The organism is Faecalibacterium langellae, assembly GCF_002549775.1.
In the GTDB taxonomy this organism is placed as follows: domain Bacteria; phylum Bacillota; class Clostridia; order Oscillospirales; family Ruminococcaceae; genus Faecalibacterium; species Faecalibacterium langellae.
In genome coordinates, this window is sequence record NZ_NMTR01000021.1 from 616,484 (window position 1) to 638,543 (window position 22,060).

Consider the following 22,060-nt stretch of genomic DNA (forward strand, 5'->3'; position numbering starts at 1 on the left):
GTAAACATGGAAACGTGGACACCGGAGCGACTGAAAAAGGCAAGAGAAAACTGGGAAGCGGGAAATCAGAAACCCGCAGCACAGACGACCAAAGCGCCAGAAACCAAAGCGTCCCCGAAGGAAACAAGCGGAGAGTGGACGCCTGAACGAATCAAAAAAGCGCGGGAAAGCTGGGAGACAGGAACTCCCGCCCGGGCAACGGCAGCCAGCGGCATGACCACCGCCGGAAGCCTGGGCGGGCAGGTGCTGGCGCAGATGATGGGCAGCACGGGCAGTGCACGCAGCACGAACCCGAAGCTGCAGCTGGAGGTGGCGAAGAACGGCACCGGGAACCTGCAGGCCTACCCGGGAAAGAATGGCATTGTGCAGCCTGCCGAAATCCGGGGCGGCACGGAACAGCCGGAATGGCTGGGAAAGGCTGGCAGCAGCACCCCGGCGGCGCAGGTGCGCGGCACGGTGAAGCCGACCGAAGAACAGCGTATCGCGGCCATTGCCAGGGGAGAAGAAGGCCTCTGGGGCGCTATGGCGCAGGCGCAGAAAGATGTGTTTACGGAAGAAACACAGAAACTGAACCAGAGCCGGTTCCGGCAGCTGAACCAGTGGATGGACGAAAGCCCGCGCCACCGGGAACTGGTGGACCTGATGCGGATGACCAGCAATCAGCTGGAGACGGCGACCGGCATCAAGGAATCGGATTGGACGACACAGGATGCTGGAGACAAAACGCCGAAATATAGCAATGGCGATTTGCTGCGGATGGGCTACACAGCAAAAGAAATCCAGGAAGCACGGAAATACATCGAAGACTATGACGGTGTTTCCATGCTGGAGAAAGTTGGAACACGGGCATTTGACTTTGTGGGCAGCTGGGTGGACTCGCCGATGGGATGGCTTATCGGCGAAGGTGAAAGCCTGGCCCAGAAAGCCAATGACGGAGAAAGCAGCCTGAAAAATCTGGACGCACTGCGAGAGGAGGTTGCGGGAGACGAGCGCCAGAGAACATTGCTGGAGCTGATCGTGACAGGCGATGAGCTGAACCCGACAGGGCTGATCAAAGCAGGAGATGACCGTCTTTCGGGGAGCTTCCGGGACAAAGATGCTGACTTGCTGAAGATGGGATACAGCCAGGACGAAATCGACAAAATGCGCGGCCGATATCAGCTGACCAAAGTAAGCACAAAAATGGACCCGGAAAAGAGCATCGGATATCAGTGGTCGAAGCAGGGGCAAAGATACGCACAGTCTTCGTTGAGCGGCCTTTCACCGCTGGCACAGAAGGCGCTGGGCATCGTGGGCAGTGCAGCGCAGAATCTGACTGTGGCGGAACTGATGGGTCCGGAAGCAGTGCTGATGATGCTGAGCGGCTCCGGCGCTTCAGATGCACTGATACAAAGCATGGAACGGCATGACAGCGCAGATAAAACAGCGAAAAACGGTGCGCTGAAGTTCGGCGCGGGGTATCTGATCAACAGCGTGGGCGTGGCAGACCTGACCAAAACGCTGGGGCTGGACGGCGCCAAGGACACGCTGGCGAGCAAACTGGCAGACCTGGTGCGCAGCGTGGCCGACAACGGCCCGCTGGCGCAGCAGTACCCGGCAATCGCGAACGCCGTCTCGGGCGGCGTGGACAACGCCATGCAGGCCTTTGTGGAGACCTATGCAGACCAACTGATCGATGCTTGGCTGGGCGACAGTGAAGCAGCGCAGAACCTGTTCAAGAAAGACACCTTCCTGAACGCGGTGGAAAGCGGCCTGACCGGCGGCGCTTCCGGTGCGCTGGGCGGCGCTGTGGGCACCGGGCTGGGCAAGATGAACGCCCGGTTTGATGCGGCAGCGGGCGGACCCCTCTCACCGCTGCAGTCCGGCGATGCCGGAGCTGCAACGGAGCTCTCCCGAGGGGAGAGCCTTTCTCAAAGGAATGCAGAGCAGGAAGAAAGCGCGCACGCGGCTTCCCCTCATCAGTCGCCTTCGGCGACAGCTTCCCCCGAGGGGGAAGCCTTGAGCCCGGCGGACATGCAGGCACAGCAGGCTGCAGAGATGGTGCAGGCTGCACAGGAAGCGATGGGCGCGCAGAGCACGGCACAGACGGTGCGCAGCGAAAACCAGGCGGTGCAGCAGCTGGCCGCTGCCATGGCGGACGGGGAACTGACCGGAAAAACCATCAACCTGTTTACCCCGAATGCGGCGAACGAAGCAAACCGAGCGGCGTTTGCGGAAGAATACGGCATGGAACTGCCGGAGACAGCGGCAAAGACGCGTCAGACACTGCGGGAACTGGCAGCACAGCAGCAGAGCACCCAGGCAGCGGCTGCATCTGCGGAAACCGCAGCGGAAACACCGGCGCAGCAGGCGGAAAGCGGGCAGGGCTACAGCGTGAGCCTGAGCAACGACACCATGACAGTGCGCTTTGCAGACGGGACCGAAACGGTGCAGAAAGTAGACCTGGAAGACCCGAAGACACTGCTGTTTGACCCGGAACAGCTGCACCGGCAGGCGCAGGCAGAAAGCCATGCTGCGCAGCAGAACGCTGTGGAGAACACCGGGGAAACGGTGGAAAGCAGCCCGGCAGAACAGCACAGCGGGCTGCGGGAGACCTACGGTCTGACGCAGCAGAGCCGGAGCACACAGCAGCGGCAGGTGCAGCAGGAGTTGACCCGCTGGAAGGTGTCGGATGCGGCGAGCGAGACCATCAGCAAAAACATGCCGGTGGGCATTGGAGATGCCGAGCGGTATGCGGCCGCAGCCAGCAGTCTGTACCGTCTGGGCCAGATGGAAGATGTGACCACCTTTGACAAGGCGATGGAGCTGGCGCAGGGCATGAACGGGCTTGCGGTGAACACCGAGTATGTGCTGGCACAGGACGGCGGCAGGCAGGCTTTACAGCTGGCGTGGCTGCAGGGGCACGGCGAGATGGAAGCCGGGAGCATGCAGCGGGGGACCCTGGGCGGAGAACTGACCGAAAAGAGCACCAGCGGCAGCGGACGGGTGCTTTATAAGGGGACCATGCGCACGGCAAACGATGTGGGCACCCAGTTGATCGAGCTGAACGCCCGGGCTACGGACACCGACGCAGTGCTGAAGACGGTGCTGCAGGGCAATGACCGGGTGAAAGCCTATGTAGACACCGAGGTGGCACAAATCTATTTTGCGGACAGCGCCGAGGACGTGTTCGGCACCATCCTGCACGAGGACTACCACTGGTACAACTCGCTGGACGCCGAAGGCGCACAGGCACTGCAGCAGCACGCGCTGGAATTTCTGGCCAAGAGCGAGGGCTATGAGAACATCGACGCGATGATCCGGGAGAAAGCTGCGGACTATGCACAGCAGGGCCTGACCTATGAACAGGCGGCGGAAGAACTGGTGGCGGACGCCTGGCGCGGCATCTTCAGCGATGAAGCAAGCTTCAAGCGCTGGGTGGAGTTCCAGCGGCAGCAGGCTGAGAAGAATGCGGGCCGGGCAGGCACCATCCGCAAAGTGATGAACAAGGTGAAGGAACTGCTGAGCGACATCGTGAGCCGCGCAAAGGAAGTGCTGGCCAAGGACCCGGAGAACAAAGCGGCCCTGCGGGCACAGCGCCTGGCCGAAGCGGAAAAGCGGGTGCTGCAGGACGAATACTTTGCCCACGCGGAAAAGGCTCTGGACAGCCTGCGGAGTGCAAAAGAAAACGCCGCAGCCCTTGAGAACAAGGGTGCGGCGGAAGGAACACGATTCAAGCTGCATGAGGACAGCGAGTCTCTGACAGAACAGATGAACGATCATCTGGGTGAACTGGAAGAAATGGAGCCGGTAGCGGAAATCCGTGGAAATGAGGTGAATTTCGGGAAAAACGCGAGGGAGAATGTTGAGAACATTGATGCTTTTTTCGATTCGATCGGAAATAAAGTGGAAAGAGAAAACTTTGGAATCGTTGAATTAAAGCATTATGGCGCGAATAAAACAGTGCGTCATGGAAATAGTGCAGCAAAGCAGGCTGCGGTCGCAGCTATTCCGGGAGTGATTCGTAACGGCAATCAGATTGGATATGAAAAAAACTGGCAAGGCAAGGGCTATGACACATATGTTTTTGCTGGGCCGGTAATTATGGATGAAACCAGAATCAACGAAGCGGTAATTGTGAACTCTTACACAAGAGAAGACGGCAGAAAAGCTTTTTATACACACGAAGTGTGTTGGTCGGATGGTAGTTATGTGACATTTGACGATGCCGGAAAACCGACAAAAAAAGAAGATACTCCCACACATCTCCCGATGGATGTGCGGAGCAGCGCTATGGCTGCTCAGGAAGTATCTTCTGACACAAGTATAGCACAGGAAACCGCCGAAAACAAGGGAAATAACGGGACGCTGAAGAAAAATGTGCGGTATCAGCTGAGCGAGACAGACGAGCTGACGAAGCTGCGCGACGAACAGCAGCAGCTGGACAAGCAGCGGCGGGCCCTGAAGGAAGAACGCAGTGCCTGGCTGGAAAGCGATGCAGTGAAGGCAATCGAAGCGAAGAAGAAAGCACTGGGCATCTTTTCTGCGGAAGCAAAAGCCTACCGGGACAGCGAAGAATACCAGAATTACCTTGCAAAGCGCAAAGACTACAATGCCCGCATGGCGCAGCTGGATGACCAGAGCGCCGCGCTGGACGACCGGATGAAAGCGGTCAATGCCCGGATGCAGCAACAAAGAGCGGCAGAGGGCAAGGCAGAACAGGCGGCGTATGATGCAAAGGCCGAAGCCTACGGCAGCAAGGCAGAATACCGCCGCGCACTGGCAAAGGAACAGTTTGGTACGACCGAGGATTTCAACCGGGCGGGGTACATCCTGCCGGACGGTCAGATGCTGAACTTTGCCCAGAATGACCGCACCCGAGACACCGACCACCGGGAGATCATGAGTGTGTTCGGCCCGGCGGAGGTAAAGACTGGAACGGAAGCCTTAAATGAATTTTTGCTGGACGGCAACGTGCGCGTGATGGCCGAGGGACCTGGCATCGACCTTTCGGCAGACACGGCACCCACCGCGCAGCAGCTGGAACAGATCCGGCAGATGGCGCAGGAGCTGGGCAGCGCACGCAGGCAGTTCACGCTGGACATCTCTACGGCGGACGGCCGGGTGGCGGCCAGCAAGGAGTACAGCGGCCGGGTGGACGCTGACCGCGTGGTGCGGGAAATCCGGGACTATTACCGGACCGGAGAGCTGGCACAGGAAAGCGGCCTTGCGAAGTTCCGCTATCAGCTGGCAGAGCAGGCCAGCCGGGACGCGAAGAAGAACGACCAGCAGACGGCGAGCCGGGCCATTGCGGACAAGGCGGCAGCGCTGGACACGCTGAGCCAGTTCTTTGGGCTGACACGGGGCGTGAAGGTGAGCCAGAGCGCCATTGAAGGGCTGGCCAGCCGCTGGGCAAAGGCCAACGGCAGCAGGGTGGACCGGGCAAAGCTTGCACGGGAGACCGAAGTGTTGGTGGAGTACCTGAAGGCGGACGGCGCGGACATGGAGAAGGGCCAGGCGCTGGCAGAAACGCTGGCAGGCGAAATTCTGGACGGGGCGACCTACCGCAACAGCGAACTGTGGGACGAGTACCCGGAACTGCACAAGCTGGAATACACCGTGAACAAGACGGGACAGGCAAAGGCAGAACTGGTGAAGGCATACGGCAGCTGGAGCGCAGCGGTGGCTGAAGCCCGGAAGCACGGCGTGAGCCTGCGGCAGGCCGAAGGCGTGCGGGACGGCAACCCCGTGGAGCAGTATGACAGCGTGATCAACGACAACCGGGCCGTGGGCGGCACCAGCGACGGCGCGAAGGCGCTGTGGAAGGCAGCGGCGCAGCAGGCCGGAGTGGACGGTGCAATGAGCATGGAAAGCACCGAATGGCTGAGCGTGCTGATGAACCTGCACGACGCCATCAAGCCCGCGACGCAGAGCAGGTTTGCAGACGACGCCGAGTATGAGGACGCCAAGGTGGAGCTGGCGGGCCGGATCATCGGGGACATTCTGAACACACCGGAGATGACCGACGCCCAGGCCATCTTTGAGGGCATCCAGCGGCACAACCTACAGGTGGCACAGGCTGCGGCGGGCAGCGAAGAACGCGCTGCCGAAGTGACGAAGGGCCTGAAAGACGTGCAGAAGGCGCAGCAGCGGGAGTTCAACCGCCGGATGTACGAGAACCGGCGTGCGGCAAACCAGAGCGCCGAGGTGCAGCAGATGACCGAACTGCAGCGGCAGAACGCACAGGCTGAAAAGCTGCTGGACGAGAATCTGGAGACCTTGGGCGTGGATACTTCCAACGTGGGCAACCTGAACGAAAAGCTGACCTTCCTGCGGGAAAGCTACGAGCGGGAGATGAAGCAGGAAGTGAAGCGCATGAAGGCCGAACGGCAGGAGATGCTGGACGAAGCAAAGCTGGAAATGCAGAAGCTGCGCAGCGAGAAAAACGAACTGGCGTGGCAGCTGCGGCAGGAAAAGCAGCGCGCGGACAAGGCGGAATACTCGCTGCTGGTACAGGAAAATGAGATCATGGAATGGGAGGCGGACAACGAGCGCAAGCGGGCAGCCTTTGAACAGAAACAGGCGCAGCGAAATGCCGTTGCCATTGAGACAGCACGCCAGCAGCGGGACGAGGACATTGCCATTGCAAAAGCGGTGGCCGAAAAGCGGGTGCAGCGGGCACGGGACGCACGGAAGATGGACGAGCTGAAGCGCAGCATCCGGCAGAACGCGGCCCAGCTGAACCAGATGCTGCTGCGGCCGTCGAAGGACAAGTATGTGCAGAAAAACCTTGTGGATGCGGCGGCACAGGTGGCGAAGCTGGCGGACATGACCATTCTGAACAACAAGGCCGTGAACCAGCTGACGAGGCTGCAGGACCAGATCCGGCAGAGCGCGGGCAGCGAGAACAGCCCCAATGCCATGACCGAAGAATGGAAGCAGACCGGCGTGGATACCCTGATCCAGACGCTGCGGGATGACCTGCAGGCGACAAAGGACGCAAAGCTGACCCGGCTGCACGAACAGCTGGCCGCCGCCGAGGCGCTGCCGGACAGCGAGAAGGCGCGGGCATTGCAGGAGCGGCTGCGCAAGCGCATCAAGGAGACCGAGAACCGCACCTATCTGCCCATGACGGTGGATCAGATGCGGATGCTAAAAGCCATCACGAGCAGCACGCTGCATGTGATCAAGAACGCAAACAAGACGCTGAGCCTGGCAAAGGCCGAGGAAGTGAGCAAGATCGCGGAAGGCGCAGCCAGCGAGGTGCGGCAGAGCAAGGGCAACCACCCCGGCGGAAAGCTGGACGGCGTGCGCAATCTGCTGACGAAGTATCAGCTGGACATGCTGGGCGGCCAGCGGGTCTTCCGGATGCTGGGCGGCTATGCGAAGAATGGCCAGATGGAAAAGATGGCCAACATGCTGAACGACGGCCAGTACCGGCAGACGAAGATCACCGTGGAAGGCGAAAAGCTTTTTGCCAACGTGACCGGAAAAGAGCATGTGAAAGAGATGCAGGCCTTTGCAGGCCCGGGCGCAGACCTTGTGGACGTGGGCCTGACCGATGTGAAGGGAAAGAAAGCCGAACTGACCCATGCACAGCTGTGCAGTTTGTACATGCACCTGCAGAACAAGGACAGCATCGAGCACCTGATGAACGGCGGCTTTGTGATCCCGGATGCAAAGCTGTACAACAAAGGTGACATTGAGCAGGCTTACCAGAAGGGACAGACCGTACACCTGGGCATGCTGACAAATGCGGACGGCACGCCCACGGCGGACAGCATCCTGCAGACCGTGGAAGCGGCCATGAGCGACTACGACCGGGCGTGGTGCGCGGACATGAAGGATTTTTTTGACCACTACACCACGAAGCTCATCAACGAGACCAGTCTGCAGCTGGTGGGCTACCAGCGGGCCACCGTGAAGAACTATTACCCCATCGCGGTGGACCGGTCGGTGCTGGCGACCCAGATCGAGGGCCTGAACCTGGACGCGACCATTGAGGGCCGGGGCTTTCTGAAGAACCGCGTCAAGAGCAGCCAGCCCATTTTGCTGGAGGAGTGCAGCAGTGTGGTGCAGCGCAGCCTGCGGGACACGGCGGCCTATGCGGGCCTGGCAGCGCCCATCCGGGATGTGCAGAAAATTTTGAACAGCAGCGTGGAGACACAGGAAGGGCTCACCAACCTGAAGAACGGCATCATCAAGGAGCAGTGGGGCCGAGACGCGGTGAGCTACATCAACGATCTGCTGACCGACCTGCAGACCACCCAGCGCAAGCGGCCCAGTACGGCAAACCGGGTGCTGGGAAACCTGCGCGGAAACTACGCGGGCGCGGTGCTGACCCTGAACCCGGGCGTGGCCATTGCGCAGGCGGCGAGCCTGCCGACGGCAGCGGCGGTGCTGGGCGGGGATACCATGGCAGCGGTGGTGCCCTTTGTGAAAAACCTTTCGCCCAAGGCGCGGACGGCGCTGGAAACGGAGATCAGAGAGCACGGGGACGTACTGCTGGACTGGCGCAAGCGCGGCAGCCAGAAGGGCGAACTTGCCAGCATCGGACAGAGCGAAACAGTGGCCGAGAAGGCCATGGACAAGCTGCCGACGGCACTGACCGGCTGGATCAACGGCATGGACGAGATCACGGTGGCAGCGCTGTGGGAAGGCAGTAAGCGGTATGTGCGCAGCCACGCGGCCGAATTTGAGGGTGCGGACGTGACCGGAAGCCCGGCATACTGGGAAGCGGTGAGCCGCACATACCAGAAGGTGATCGAGCAGACCCAGCCCAACTACACCGTGATGCAGCGGGCGGGCATCCAGCGCAACCCCAACGAACTGCTGAAGCAGCTGACGATGTTTACCACCCAGCGCTTCCAGAACTACGGCATTTTGGCGGACGCCATCGGCGATTACAACGCCCAGGCAGAGCGCTACCGGCAGAACCAGAGCGAGGAGAACAAGGCGGAACTGCAGCGGGCTGCGGCGCAGCGGAACCGGGCCATTGTGAGCCAGGTGGCGCAGACGGCTGTGTTCGCGGTGATGAAGATCGGCGCGGATTTTCTGCTGCACCGGTGGGACCGGGAGCAGGACGAGAACGGCGACGTGACCGCCAAGAGCATGTGGCAGCGGTTCGCAAGCCTTTACACCGAGAGCTTTGCAGGCAACTTCCTCTACGGCAGTGAGCTCTACAGCCTGATCGACAACGCGATGAACGGCAAAGACTACGACGTGCTGAGCGCGGCAAGCATCAGTGTGGTGAACGATCTGGCCGGAGATGTGGAGAAGTTCTTCAAGGAGTTTCGGAAGGACACCGGCGAAATGGACGAGGGGCAGCTGCAGCAGCACCACGACAAGCTGATGCAGCGGTTCATGACCCTGCTGGAGGACGGCTTCGAAGTGGCGGGCGTACCCTACGGCAACGGCCGGAAGATCGTGGAAGCCGTGCAGGGATATGTGGAAGACATCGAAAACCTTGCCCACGGAGGGACCTTCAGCTTCAACTCGGTGCCGCAGAGCGCCACCGGCCAGTACGACCGGCTGTACAATGCCTATGCCAGCGGCGACAGCGACGAGGCAAAGGCAGCGGTGGAAAAGCTGAACGAGATGGGGAAAGGAGAAGACGTTTACAAGCAGCTGAAGACCCGGCTGGTGAAGTACGACGCGAATGTGAAGGCAGCGGCCGAGGCGCAGAATGCGGGAGATGACCAGAAACGGTATGAGCTGGAAATGCAGATGATCGAGCAGCTGAGCGATGCGCTGAGACTGCCGAAGGGAAAGCGTGGGGACGTGGTGGACTGCGTGACCGGCGCGGTGAACCAGCTGGCGGACAAGTTGCTGAAAGGCGACAACTCCAGCGCGACGGACGACCTTGTGGAAGCCGTGGACAGCTGGGACGCCAGTGCCGTACAGGAGGAGTACGACCGGCTGGCGAAGGCAGGCAAGAGCGCTTCGACGCTGAAGGGAAAGATCACCGAGACGGCAAAGCCAGAGTACCTTGCGGGCAGCGACGCCGACCGGCAGCAGATGGAGACCATGCTGCTGGCACTGGTGGACGCGGACGGCAAGGCACTGTACACGGAGAAGACCTTTGCCCAGTGGGTGAAGGCGGCGGACAAGGCGGAAAGCGAGGAGAAAAAAGACCCGTATGCAGCGGTGAGATAAGGAGAGGAAAGGCCCCCGGCGGAAAATCTCTGCCGGGGGTGTTGCTTTCTGCGGGAAGTGGAGTATAATAAAAGTAAGAAAGTGAGAAAATCTTACAAGAAGGGAGCGCACAACGATGCTGACCGAACTGAGGACGAAATCACAGATCACCATTCCGAAGGACATTGTGCAGAGAATGGGGCTGCGTGAGGGCGACAAACTGGAGATCGTGGAAAAGGACGGCGTCATTGAGCTGATGCCGGTGGCCGTGTACCCGAAGAAGTATCTGGACGAACTGCGCGGAGAAATCAACGAGGCAAAGGCAAAGATCGCGGCCGGAGAGCAGCCGGTATTTGACAACGTGGACGCACTGTTTGATATGTTGGACGGTGCAGACGAATGAGCTATAAGATCACATACACCAGGCGATTTATCAAAAACCTGAAAAAACTGAATGCAGCGGAACGGACACAGCTGAAAAAGAAGCTGGAAATTCTGACCATGGATCCATTGTACCCGTCGTTGCGGACAAAGCGTATTCAGGGAACAACAGATTTGTTTGAGTTCAGCGTGAACATGGATGTGCGAGTGATCTGGGAGTACGATGGCGACACCATCATTTTGCTGCTGGACATTGGACACCATGATATTTTGAATCAATTCTGAACCATAGGAAAGGCTCACGGGAAACCGTGGGTCTTTTTTTGTGTGTGCGAAAAAGTCCGCAGTGTTGCGCCGGCATGATTTGTGATACGCTGGACACAAGACGGAAGGAGGGAAAAACCATGCGGGTGAAGATCATCCGAAAGGAATTCAGCGGGGTGGAGTTTTGCCCGGAGATGCGGGTGCTGCACCTGGGCGGGCAGTCCAGCGCCAACGTGGAGCGGCTTTATTTTGAGCTGCCGGAGGAGTGGCAGGGCAAGAGCGTGACGCTGCACATCCAGCAGCAGGACGGCACGCTGCCTGCGCCCATTTTGCTGGACGAAGAACACAGTGTGGCGGTGGGCAAAGCGTTCACGGCCGCGAAGTGCGGCAGCTGGATGCTGCTGGCGCTGGGCGAGGACGGCTACCGGGCACTGACCCGGCCGACGAAATACGACTGCTACGAGACGCTTGCCACCGACGGCGACGCCGAGATCAGCCCGACGCAGTATGAGACCTTTGTGGCGCAGGTGCTGGTCTATGCCAACAGTGCGCAGAACAGTGCGAAAGAGGCGCGGAACAGTGCGGCCAGTGCGAAAAAAGACGCGGCCATTGCGCAGATGGCGCAGAACACGGCCCAGACGGCGGCCGCGCAGGCAGTGGTGGCGCAGCAGAGCGTGGAAAGCGATGCCGACCGGGCCGAAGCAGCGGCGGAACGGGCAGAGCTGACGGCCCCTTCGGACGGGGCGGTGCGCAGCGTGAACGGCAAGGGCGGCGTGGTGACACTGACCGCCGACGACCTGGGCGCGGTGCCGGAAGGCAGCGCCGGGTATGTGAAGGCCGTGCGCCTTGTGGGGCAGACGCTGACGCTGACCTTCGGCGACGGCAGCACCCAGACCCTGCAGACGAAGGACACCACGAGCCTGGAAAACATGACCGGCGTTCTGGCTGTGGAGCACGGCGGCACCGGAAAGAGCACGCCGATGACGGCGGCCGACGTGGGGGCTGTGGAGGAAGGCGGCGCAGCGTATGTGAAGAACGTTGCCCTGAATGGCCGGACGCTGACCCTGACCCTTGGCAGCGGGGAGCAGACAAGCTACACCATCCCGACCGCGACGGCGGACACGCTGGGTCTGGTGAAGGTGGGGGAGAACCTCAGTGTTGAGGAGGACGGAACGCTTACTGTGACATCCGACAATGTTGCGGCAGCGCTGGGGTACAGCCCCGCGCAAGTGACCGCCAGCACCACCGACCTGACCGCAGGCAGCAGCGCGCTGACAGCAGGGGCTGTGTATCTGGTGTACCAGTAAGGAGGTGGTGGCATGAGCGGATATATCGGCATTGACGGCGTGGCGCGCAAGATCAAGGGCCTGTATGTGGGTGTGGATGGCGTGGCACGGACCGTCAAAAAAGCTTATGTGGGTGACGCAAATGGCACCGCCCGCCTGTGGTACCAGCGCGGCACACCGCTGGGCACTCTGGCTGTGGGCAGCACCGTCAAGATTGCGGTAGGCGGCACGGACTATGAGTGGCTAGTGGTACACCAGGGCCTGCCCAGCAGCAAGTATGATGAGAGCTGCAACGGGGTGTGGCTGCTGATGTTGGGCAGCTACACAAGCATGCGCTTTGACTCGGCCTATAACCGATACGCGGAGAGCTATATCCACTCGTATCTCAACGGGACATTCTATAACTTGATTGATGCCGCTATTCGGAGCGCAATCAAGACGGTGAAAATCCCGTATACCTATTACACCAGCGATGGCGCATCCAGTGGGTACGTTCATAGCGGGTCGAAAGGTTTGAGCACCAAAGCATTCATTTTGTCCGTTTCTGAACTCGATTGCGATAGAGCTGCACCGGATGCGAATGTTGAAGGCACGAGGTTAGCTTATTTCCAGCAAAATGGGGTTAGTAGCTGGAGTGGCTGCTGGACGAGATCGTCGTATTACTCCAAGACGGATTATATTTATTCGGTTACTAGTAGGGGTGTTACGGCAACACGGTACGGCAGCAATCATGGTGTCAGCCCCTGCATGATCCTGCCACCGTCCACGCTGGTGGACGACACCGGACACATCATTGCAGCATAAAAAAGCAGACCGCCCGAAGACGGCCTGAACAGAAAGGACGTAGTACATATGGCATTAGAAGTTTATTCGCTTGCGAAGGATGGCGGCCGCTATCTGAGCAAGAACTTTCAGGTGAAGGAGTTCCGCTGCCGCGATGGCAGCGACCCGATCTTTATCGACAGCGAACTGGTGACGCTGCTGCAGAAAGTGCGGGACCACTTTGGCAGGCCGGTGGTCATCAACTCGGCCTACCGGACGGCTGCCTACAACTTGAGCAAGAAAGTAGGCGGTGCGAAGTTCAGCCAACACCAGTACGGCAAGGCTGCGGACATCTACATCCAGGGGGTCCTTATCACCAAACTGGCCGAGTATGTGGAGAGCCTTATGCCGAACTCCGGAGGCATCGGCATCTACCCCATCAAGACCGGCGTGCGGAACTGCGCCTTTGTACATGTGGACGTCCGGGCCGCCAAGAGCCGGTGGACCGGCTGAGAGGGGGTGAGAACGTGAAGGATTATTTCTGTGTGGCCGTGGGCGCGCTGGGCGGGGTGATCGCCAGCTTATTCGGCGGGTGGGACGCCGCGCTGCAGACACTGATCATCTTTATGGCCATTGACTACATTACCGGCCTGATCGTGGCGGGGGTGTTCCATGCCAGCCCGAAAAGCAAGACCGGCGCGCTGGAAAGCCGGGCCGGGTGGAAGGGGCTGTGCCGCAAGGGCGAGACCTTGCTGATCGTGCTGGTGGCCTGTCGGCTGGATGCCGTGATGGCGACCAGTTTTGTGCGGGACGCCGTGGTGATCGGCTTTATCTGCAACGAGACGCTGAGCATCATCGAGAACGCGGGCCTGATGGGGCTGCCGATCCCGGCGGTCATCACCAAGGCCGTGGACATTTTGAAACAGAGATCGGAAGGCCCGGAAGGGCAGAAAGGAACCGAACATGAATAACAATCACATTTCCACAGGGACCATTGCCCGCACGGCCGTGCTGCTGCTGGCGCTGACAAACCAGGTGCTGAGCGCCATGGGCAAGCCCATCCTGCCCATCGAGAGCTCCACCGTGGAACAGCTGGTGACGGCCGGCATCACCACCGTGGCCGCTCTGGTGAGCTGGTGGAAGAACAACAGCTTCACGGCGGCGGCCATTCAGGCGGATGCATGGATGGGCGAGAAGAAAAAGCGCGTGAACTGACGGGCAGAGGTGCGCCACTTTGCGCCACCTGTTGCGCCACCAATTTAGAACCTTTTGAGGGAAACAAGGGTAATTAAGGCGCTTTCAGCGCAAAAGGCGAAGGCAAAAGCAAAAAGAAAAACCCCCGAAAAGCTAGGCGTGAAGCCGCTTTTCGGGGGTTTTGTCTTGGAGCTACTGACCTGATTCGAACAGGCGACCTGCTCATTACGAGTGAGCTGCTCTACCAGCTGAGCCACAGTAGCACATGCGATATTCTGTAACAGGTGGTATTCTATCACACTTCCGGGTGGCTGTCAAGGCTGGATTTCGGGCGCAGGCGGCGGCTGCCGGAACCTCTGGCCGGAAAAGGCAAAAATAAAAACCGCCCTGCGAAAAATTTCGCAAGGGCGGCAGGGGAAAAGGCGGTCAGCTGAAAAATTTCTGGCCGACCCAGATGCAGATGCAGGCACCCACCACCGAGATGGCGAACGAGGTGAAGCTGCCGGTGGCATGGATGCCGAACAGCCCGAACACGAACTCGCCCACAAAGCTGCCCAGAACACCCATGAGGATGTTGCGGCTAAACGAAGTCTCGGTGCCCATGAAGCGCCCGGCAACATAACCGGCCAGTGCGCCCACCAGCACGCCCACGGCCAGCGAGACCAGCACGCCCAGCAGGGAGAAAAGCCCCATCAGGCAGCCCACCAGGACGCAGATCAAAGCAATGATAAGTAAAATCGTCAATGTGATCATAAGACAGACCTCCTTATAGATCCGCCTGCGCGCCGGAGAGCTCCAGCGCATAGCGGCAGATATCCTTCAAACAGCATTTTTCGCACTCCGGTTTGCGTGCATTGCACACGGCCCGGCCGTGCATCACGAAGCGGTGGCACAGGTCGCTGCCTTCTTCGGGCGGGACGATCTTCCACAGCGCCATCTCCACCTTCTGCGGCTCCTTGATGCCGTCCACAAGGCCGATCTTATTGCACAGGCGGATGCAGTGGGTGTCGGTCACGATGGCCGGCTTGCCGAACACGTCGCCCATGATGAGGTTCGCGCTCTTGCGGCCGACGCCGGGCAGGGCCAGCAGTTCTTCAAAGGTGGTGGGCACCTGGCAGTCGTACTTGTCCCGCAGCACCCGCATACAGGCGGAGATGTCCCGCGCCTTGGAGCGGCCCAGGCCGCAGGGCTTTACGATGACTTCAATGTCCTCCGGTTCTGCGGCGGCAAGGGCGGCCACGCCGGGGTATTTTGCAAACAGATCTTCCACCACGATGTTCACCCGTGCATCGGTGCACTGGGCCGCCAGCCGCACACTGACCAGCAGCTGCCAGGCGTGGTCATAATCCAATGTGCACCCGGCGTCCGGGTACTCCTTTTTCAGCCGGTCGATGACCTCCAGTGCCAGCGCCTTCTTGGCGGTCAGGTCTTCCGGCGCTTTTTTCGTTGCGGGCATCTCACCACTCCTTTCGGCAAAAGACTGCCCTGATAATACCATGTTTTGCGCTTTTTGTAAACTGCCGTCGAAGATTATCTGAGAATGATTTTCAGATAAAGCCTTGCCCTTGCCGCCAAAATGCGATATACTATAAGAAAAACACCGGGGATTGCGCCCGGCAGGAAGGGAGGGGAACAGGATGAACGAACCACTGGCACAGCGTCTGCGCCCGAAGACACTGGCAGACGTGTGCGGCCAGCAGCACCTGCTGGCACCGGGGCGGGTGTTCCGCCGCACCATTGAGAGCGGCCGCATCCCCAACATGATCTTCTACGGCCCGTCCGGCACAGGCAAGACCACCGTGGCCCGCATCATTGCCGAGAACAGCGGCATGACCCTGCACAAGCTCAACGGCACCTCCTGCGGCACCGGCGATATCAAGGCCGTGCTCAAGGATATCGGCACGCTGGCAGGGGCCGGCGGCATCCTGCTGTATCTGGACGAGATCCAGTACCTGAACAAAAAGCAGCAGCAGAGCCTGCTGGAATGCATTGAGGACGGTTCGGTGACGCTGATCGCATCCACTACCGAGAACCCCTATTTTTACATTTATAATGCACTGCTGTCCCGCTGCACGGTGTTCGAGTTCAAATCGCTCTCCGCAGCAGACGTGGAGCGCGGGCTGCACAACGCGGTGAAGAAGCTCTCCGAAGGCGAGGACACCGAGGTCTGCCTGGACGAGGACGCCTGCTCTTACCTTGCTGAGAGCGCGGGCGGTGACCTGCGCAAGGCGCTGGGCTGCCTGGATTTTGCGGTGACGGCGGCACCCGTCGAGGACGGCAAAAAACACATCACGCTGGAAATGATCCAGCAGGTCACCCGCCGCACGGCTATGCGCTATGACCGGGAGGGCGACGACCACTACGACATCGTCTCGGCCTACCAGAAGTCCATGCGCGGCTCCGACCCGGACGCCGCCCTGCATTATCTGGCCCGCCTTCTGGAAGCAGGCGATCTGCCCTCGGCCTGCCGCCGATTGATGGTCTGCGCCTGCGAGGACGTGGGCCTTGCGTACCCGCAGATCATCCCCATCGTGAAGGCGGCGGTGGATGCCGCCAACATGGTGGGCCTGCCGGAAGCCCGGCTGCCGCTGGCAGATGCGGTCATTCTGGTGGCCACCAGCCCCAAATCCAACAGTGCCCACGACGCCATCAACGCGGCCATCGCAGATGTGCAGGCGGGCCGCACCGGGCCCATCCCGCGCCAATTGCAGAACAAGCATTACGATGGTGAGGACGCCCTGGTGAAGGGCCAGAACTACAAATACGCCCACGACTACGCCCACCACTGGGTGGACCAGCAGTACCTGCCGGATGCCATCAAGGATGTGAAGTACTACACCTTCGGGGACAACAAGACCGAGCAGGCCGCCCGGGCCTACTGGGCGAAGATCAAGGGCGAGGAGAACGTCTGACCCCAAAAGAAGAAAACAAAGGAGAAGGATATGCGATATTCCAAACAGCGCGAGCTGGTCATGCAGACGGTGCAGAACCTCTGCGACCACCCCACCGCCGAGGAAATTTACGATGCCGCCGTCAAGGAGTGCCCGGGTCTGAGCCTTGGCACCGTCTACCGCAACCTGAACAGCCTGGTGGACGCGGGCCGGGTGCGCCGGGTGTCCATCCCGGGCAAGGCAGACCGCTTTGACCACACGCTGCCCTGGCACAGCCACCTGTACTGCACTGTGTGCGGCGGCGTGACCGACGCCGAGGTGGACGAAAAGCAGGTGATGAAGCTGGTCAAGAACCAGAAAGGCCGCGTGCAGGACTGCGCCGTGGTGCTCATCGGCGTGTGCGAAGCCTGCTGCGAGAAGCAGATGCGTGAAAATGCGCAGTGACCTTGCGGAAAAAATGGCTTCTCCCTCTTGCCCGAACGGCGCAAAGAGCGTATACTAAAGAGAGCTTTTGAAGAATGCTTCGGAGCAAACGATTAAAAAGAGTTTCGCCGTGCGGGGCGTGTGCCCTGGCGGAGAAGGATGGTTTCATTGGAATACATTAGTTTTGAGCACAACAACATCGCCGCCGAGCTGGTGAAGCAGGCTTACGATACGCCGCCGCTGGCTTTCGTGCACAGCTACGGCTGCCAGCAGAACGTGAACGACGGCGAGCGCATCAAGGGCGTGCTGGTGGATATCGGCTACGGCCTGTGCGATAAGCCCGAGGATGCCGACCTCATCCTGTTCAACACCTGCGCCGTGCGCGAGCACGCCGAGCAGCGCGTGTTCGGCAACGTGGGCGCGCTGAAGGGTCTCAAGGAGAAAAAGCGCGGCCTTATCATCGGCCTGTGCGGCTGCATGGCCAACCAGAAGCATGTGGTGGAAAAGCTGCGCCAGAGCTACCCCTACGTCGATCTCGTGTTCGGCGTGGACGGCATCGACACCCTGCCGCAGCTCATCGCCCAGAAGCTGCAAAAGCACAAGCGCGTGCTGCTGGACCCGGCCCAGCGCCCGGTCATCGTGGAGAACATCCCCATCCGGCGCGAGAGCGAGTTCCGCGCCTGGCTGCCCATCATGTATGGCTGCGACAACTTCTGCACATACTGCATCGTGCCCTATGTGCGCGGCCGCGAAAAGAGCCGCAAGCCCGGCGACATCCTGGCCGAGTTCCGCGGCCTTGTGGAAGCAGGCTACAAAGAGATCACCCTGCTGGGTCAGAACGTGAACAGCTACGGCAAGGGCCTGGAAGAACAGATCGACTTCTCCGACCTGCTCAACCTGCTGTGCACCGTGCCGGGTGACTACCACATCCGCTTCATGACCAGCCACCCGAAGGACGCCAGCCACAAGCTCATCGACACCATTGCGGCCCAGCCGAAGCTGTGCAAGCACCTGCATCTGCCGGTGCAGTGCGGCTCGGATGAACTGCTGAAAAAGATGAACCGCCACTACACCGTGGAGCAGTACCTCGAGCTCATCGAGTACGCCCGCAAGACCGTGCCCGGCATCACCTTCTCCAGCGACATCATCGTCGGCTTCCCCGGCGAGACGGAGGAAGACTTCGTCAAAACGCTGGAGCTGGTGCAGAAGGTGGGCTACATGCAGCTGTTCACCTTCATTTACTCCAAGCGCACCGGCACCAAGGCTGCCGATATGCCGGACCCCACCCCCCGCAAGGAGAAGACCGACCGCATGACCCGCCTGCTCAAGGCGCAGGACGAGATCGCCATGGCGCTGGTCAAGGCGCAGGTGGGCCAGACCGTCAAGGTGCTGGTGGAAGGCTTTGGCCGCGGCGAAGGCACCCTGTCTGGCCGGCTGGACAACAACCTGACCGTGGAGTTCACCGCAGACCCGGCGCTGCTGGGCCAGTATGCAAATGTACACCTCACCGGCGCACGGGCTACCGTGCTGCTGGGCGAGCTGGAAGCAGAATGACGTGATTCCGGGGCCATTTCCGCCCCTGAAAGAATACAATATAAGGAGATAAAACCAATGGATTGCATTGATCTTTTCAAGCGCGCAGCTGTTGCGCTGCAGACCGATAACCGCTACCTCGTGCTGGACCAGGCCCGCAAGGCAAACGACAAGGACGAGGAACTGCAGAACCTGATCGGCGAGTTCAACCTGGCCCGCATGGACCTGAACAACGAGATCGGCAAGACCGAGCGCAACGACGCCCGCATCGCAGAGCTGAACGAGAAGGTGAACAGCCTCTATGGCCAGATCATGAGCAACGAAGGCATGGTTGCTTACAACGAGGCCAAGCGCGACTGCGAGAACCTTGTGAACTATATCGACGCCATCATCAACACTGCGATGAACGGCGGCGACCCCATGACCGTGCAGGAGCCTTCTGCTTCCTGCACCGGCAGCTGTTCCACCTGCGGCGGCTGCCACTAAAACCAGCAGAACACGGAACGCGGCTGTGCAAAACAGACCGCGTTTTGTTTGCAAAGGCGGTTACAAGCCGCAAACTGTAGAAAACGGGAGAGAGGAAAAAACATGGCAGAGCTGTCGCCCCTGATGCAGCAATACATTGAGATCAAAAATCAACATAAGGACGAAATTCTCTTTTACCGCATCGGTGACTTTTACGAGATGTTCTTCGACGACGCCCTCACGGTGTCCAAAGAGCTGGACCTGACCCTGACCGGCAAGCAGTGCGGCCTGGAGGAGCGCGCCCCCATGTGCGGCGTGCCCTTCCACAGCTACGAAAACTATGTGGCCCGCTTGATCGCCAAGGGCTATAAGGTGGCCATTTGTGAGCAGATGGAAGACCCGGCCAAGGCCAAGGGTCTCGTCAAACGGGATATCATCCGCGTGGTCACGCCCGGCACGGTCATCGAGAGCAGCATGCTGCAGGACGACCGCAACAACTACATCGCCAGCATCTACCTGAAGGGCAAGAAGGCGGGCCTGTGCTTTGCCGATGTCTCCACCGGCACGGCCCACATCACCGAGCTGAGTGCGGACAAGATCGCCTCGGCGGTCATCACCGAGCTGTGCCGCTACCACCCCAGCGAAGTGCTGATGAATCCCGGCCTGCTGGACTGCCGCGAAGTGACGGCTTACATCAAGAAAAGTCTGACCTGTTCGGTGGAACTCATCGAGGACGAACGCTATGCGCCGGGCCTTGTGAGCACGGCGCTGGAAGGGCAGTTCGGCCGCAGCTGGGCCCAGGCCACCGGCATCGCCGAGGACGGCCTGGTGCGCTTTGCCATGGCGGCGCTGCTGGAGTACCTGCATGACACCCAGATCAAGGGTGTGGAACGCCTGAAAACGGTCATTACTTATAACAAAGCCCAGTTCATGTGGCTTTCGTCGGTGACGCGGGCCAACCTGGAGCTGACCGAAACGCTGCGCGGCCGCGAAAAGCGCGGCACCCTGCTGTGGGTGCTGGACAAGACCAGAACCTCCATGGGCAAGCGGCTGCTGCGCGGCTGGATCGAGCAGCCGCTGCTCTCCAGCACCCTCATCAACCGCCGCCTGAACGCCGTGGAAAGCCTTGTGAAGCAGACCATGGTCCGCGGCGACCTGATCGACGAGCTGGGCTACGTCGCGGATATGGAGCGCCTGATGACCCGCACGGTCTACGGCTCCGCGACCCCGAAGGAGATCTACACGCTGGCCCAGACCTGCGACCGTCTGCCCAGCCTGCGCAAACAGGCCGAGAGCTGCGGCTGCCCGGAGCTGGCCGAGCTGGCGGCCCGCATCGACCCGCTGGAGGACATCAAGGCCCGCATCTTTGCGGCGGTGGACCCGGAAGCGCCTTCCACCCTCAAGGATGGCGGCGTCATCGCCAAGGGCTACCACGCCGAGGTGGACGAGCTGCGCTCCATCCGCGACAACACCAAGGGCGTGCTGGCCCAGCTGGAAGCCCGCCTGCGGCAGGAGACCGGCATCCCCAAGCTGAAAATTGCCTATAACCATGTCTATGGCTACTACATCGAGGTCAGCAATTCCTATAAGAGCATGGTGCCGGAGACCTACATCCGCAAGCAGACCCTGACCACCGGCGAGCGCTACATCACCCAGGAACTGAAAGAGCTGGAAAGCAAGATCCTGGGTGCCCACGAACGGCTGATCACGCTGGAACACCGCCTGTTCGACGAACTGCTGGAAAGCATCAGCGCCCAGCTGGACCGCATCCAGCGCACCGCCAACGCGGTGGCTCAGCTGGATGTGCTCACGGCACTGGCCCAGGTGGCGGCCGAGAACAACTACTGCCGCCCCATTGTGGATGACGGCGACGAGCTCACCATCACCGAGGGCCGCCACCCCGTGGTGGAGCAGATGCTGAAGGGCAGCCTGTTCGTGCCCAACGACACCACCCTCAACTGCACCACCGACCGCTGCCTGATCATCACCGGCCCGAACATGGCGGGTAAATCGACGTACATGCGCCAGAATGCGCTGATCGCCCTGATGGCACAGATCGGCTCCTTCGTCCCGGCGTCCAGCTGCCATGTGGGCGTAGTGGATGCCATCTTCACCCGCATCGGTGCATCGGATGACCTGTCTGCCGGCCAGTCCACCTTCATGGTGGAGATGACCGAGGTGGCCGACATTCTGAAAAATGCCACCCCGAAAAGCCTTGTGGTGCTGGACGAGATCGGCCGCGGCACCTCCACCTTTGACGGCATGAGCATTGCCCGCGCCGTGGTGGAGCACATCACCGACCCAGCCAAGGGCCTGGGCTGCAAGACCCTGTTTGCCACCCACTACCATGAGCTGACCGAACTGGAAGGCGCGCTGGATGGCGTGAAAAACTACAATATTGCAGTGAAAAAGCGCGGCGAGGACATCACCTTCCTGCGGCGCATCATCCGCGGCCCCGCCGACGACAGTTACGGCATCGAGGTGGCAAAGCTGGCCGGTCTGCCCGGCAGCGTGACCCGCCGCGCCCACGAAGTGCTGCGCACGCTGGAAGCCACTGCCCCCAAAAACAAGGTGGAGCAGATGGATTTTGACGCCCTGCAGGAGTACAATTCTCCCGCCGTGCCCAGCGAGATGATGGAAAAACTGGAGGCGCTGGACGTGGAGACCCTGACCCCCATCGAAGCGCTGAACTTCCTCTATGAGCTGAAAAAGACCCTGAAAGGCAGCCTGAACGGTTAACGGCTGCCC

General features: G+C 60.3%; 15 protein-coding genes and 1 tRNA gene. 13 read left to right on the plus strand and 3 right to left on the minus strand.

Annotated features, from left to right (window positions below; translation table 11 throughout):
• The first annotated feature begins 6 nt into the window (after positions 1 to 6).
• The 8 genes from CGS49_RS11455 (at position 7) to CGS49_RS11490 (ending at position 14,021) form a co-directional block, all read left to right on the plus strand.
• The gene (locus CGS49_RS11455; RefSeq protein WP_143405862.1) at positions 7 to 10,134 is read left to right on the plus strand and encodes a hypothetical protein; all 10,128 of its coding nucleotides are present in this window, start codon (positions 7 to 9) and stop codon (positions 10,132 to 10,134) included.
• A gap of 115 nt (positions 10,135 to 10,249) precedes the next feature.
• Complete coding sequence (locus tag CGS49_RS11460; protein WP_097801934.1) at positions 10,250 to 10,516, plus strand: AbrB/MazE/SpoVT family DNA-binding domain-containing protein; 267 nt, start codon at positions 10,250 to 10,252, stop codon at positions 10,514 to 10,516.
• A complete protein-coding gene (locus tag CGS49_RS11465; RefSeq protein ID WP_097801935.1) occupies positions 10,513 to 10,779 on the plus strand; it encodes a type II toxin-antitoxin system RelE/ParE family toxin in 267 nt (88 codons plus the stop codon). Before CGS49_RS11460 ends, CGS49_RS11465 begins: the two co-directional genes overlap by 4 nt.
• 119 nt (positions 10,780 to 10,898) lie before the next feature.
• Complete coding sequence (locus CGS49_RS11470) at positions 10,899 to 12,065, plus strand: hypothetical protein (RefSeq protein ID WP_097801936.1); 1,167 nt, start codon at positions 10,899 to 10,901, stop codon at positions 12,063 to 12,065.
• A gap of 12 nt (positions 12,066 to 12,077) precedes the next feature.
• Complete coding sequence (locus tag CGS49_RS11475; protein WP_097801937.1) at positions 12,078 to 12,848, plus strand: DUF6273 domain-containing protein; 771 nt, start codon at positions 12,078 to 12,080, stop codon at positions 12,846 to 12,848.
• A gap of 48 nt (positions 12,849 to 12,896) precedes the next feature.
• On the plus strand, positions 12,897 to 13,319 hold the full coding sequence (locus CGS49_RS11480) for a YcbK family protein (RefSeq protein ID WP_097801938.1): 423 nt from the start codon (positions 12,897 to 12,899) through the stop codon (positions 13,317 to 13,319).
• Between the two features lie 14 nt (positions 13,320 to 13,333).
• Entirely contained in the window at positions 13,334 to 13,777 is a 444-nt protein-coding gene (locus CGS49_RS11485) for a phage holin family protein (protein ID WP_097802265.1), read from the plus strand.
• Positions 13,770 to 14,021 carry a phage holin gene (locus tag CGS49_RS11490; RefSeq protein WP_097801939.1) on the plus strand — a complete coding sequence of 84 codons (252 nt, stop codon included), beginning with the start codon at positions 13,770 to 13,772 and terminating at the stop codon, positions 14,019 to 14,021. Before CGS49_RS11485 ends, CGS49_RS11490 begins: the two co-directional genes overlap by 8 nt.
• A 166-nt stretch (positions 14,022 to 14,187) precedes the next feature.
• On the opposite strand, the gene CGS49_RS11495 is transcribed toward CGS49_RS11490, so the two are convergent.
• The 3 genes from CGS49_RS11495 to CGS49_RS11505 form a co-directional block, all read right to left on the minus strand.
• Positions 14,188 to 14,263 (minus strand) — tRNA-Thr (locus tag CGS49_RS11495).
• 163 nt (positions 14,264 to 14,426) lie between these two features.
• A complete protein-coding gene (locus CGS49_RS11500; RefSeq protein ID WP_097801940.1) occupies positions 14,427 to 14,753 on the minus strand; it encodes a GlsB/YeaQ/YmgE family stress response membrane protein in 327 nt (108 codons plus the stop codon).
• A 13-nt stretch (positions 14,754 to 14,766) separates the two neighbouring features.
• Positions 14,767 to 15,456, minus strand: coding sequence for an endonuclease III domain-containing protein (locus CGS49_RS11505; RefSeq protein ID WP_097801941.1), 690 nt, complete (start codon positions 15,454 to 15,456; stop codon positions 14,767 to 14,769).
• A gap of 181 nt (positions 15,457 to 15,637) precedes the next feature.
• Between CGS49_RS11505 and CGS49_RS11510 the strand changes: the two genes are divergently transcribed.
• The 5 genes from CGS49_RS11510 (at position 15,638) to mutS (ending at position 22,051) form a co-directional block, all read left to right on the plus strand.
• Entirely contained in the window at positions 15,638 to 16,912 is a 1,275-nt protein-coding gene (locus CGS49_RS11510) for a replication-associated recombination protein A (RefSeq protein WP_097801942.1), read from the plus strand.
• 30 nt (positions 16,913 to 16,942) lie between these two features.
• Entirely contained in the window at positions 16,943 to 17,335 is a 393-nt protein-coding gene (locus CGS49_RS11515; protein ID WP_097801943.1) for a Fur family transcriptional regulator, read from the plus strand.
• A 147-nt stretch (positions 17,336 to 17,482) separates the two neighbouring features.
• On the plus strand, positions 17,483 to 18,868 hold the full coding sequence (gene miaB / locus CGS49_RS11520; RefSeq protein ID WP_430407826.1) for a tRNA (N6-isopentenyl adenosine(37)-C2)-methylthiotransferase MiaB: 1,386 nt from the start codon (positions 17,483 to 17,485) through the stop codon (positions 18,866 to 18,868).
• 57 nt (positions 18,869 to 18,925) lie between these two features.
• Positions 18,926 to 19,333 (plus strand): YlbF/YmcA family competence regulator, encoded by a 408-nt coding sequence (locus CGS49_RS11525; RefSeq protein ID WP_097801945.1) that lies wholly within the window; start codon positions 18,926 to 18,928, stop codon positions 19,331 to 19,333.
• A gap of 102 nt (positions 19,334 to 19,435) precedes the next feature.
• Positions 19,436 to 22,051: a DNA mismatch repair protein MutS gene (gene mutS, locus CGS49_RS11530; RefSeq protein ID WP_097801946.1), complete on the plus strand. Its 2,616-nt coding sequence runs from the start codon at positions 19,436 to 19,438 to the stop codon at positions 22,049 to 22,051.
• The last annotated feature ends 9 nt before the right edge of the window (positions 22,052 to 22,060 follow it).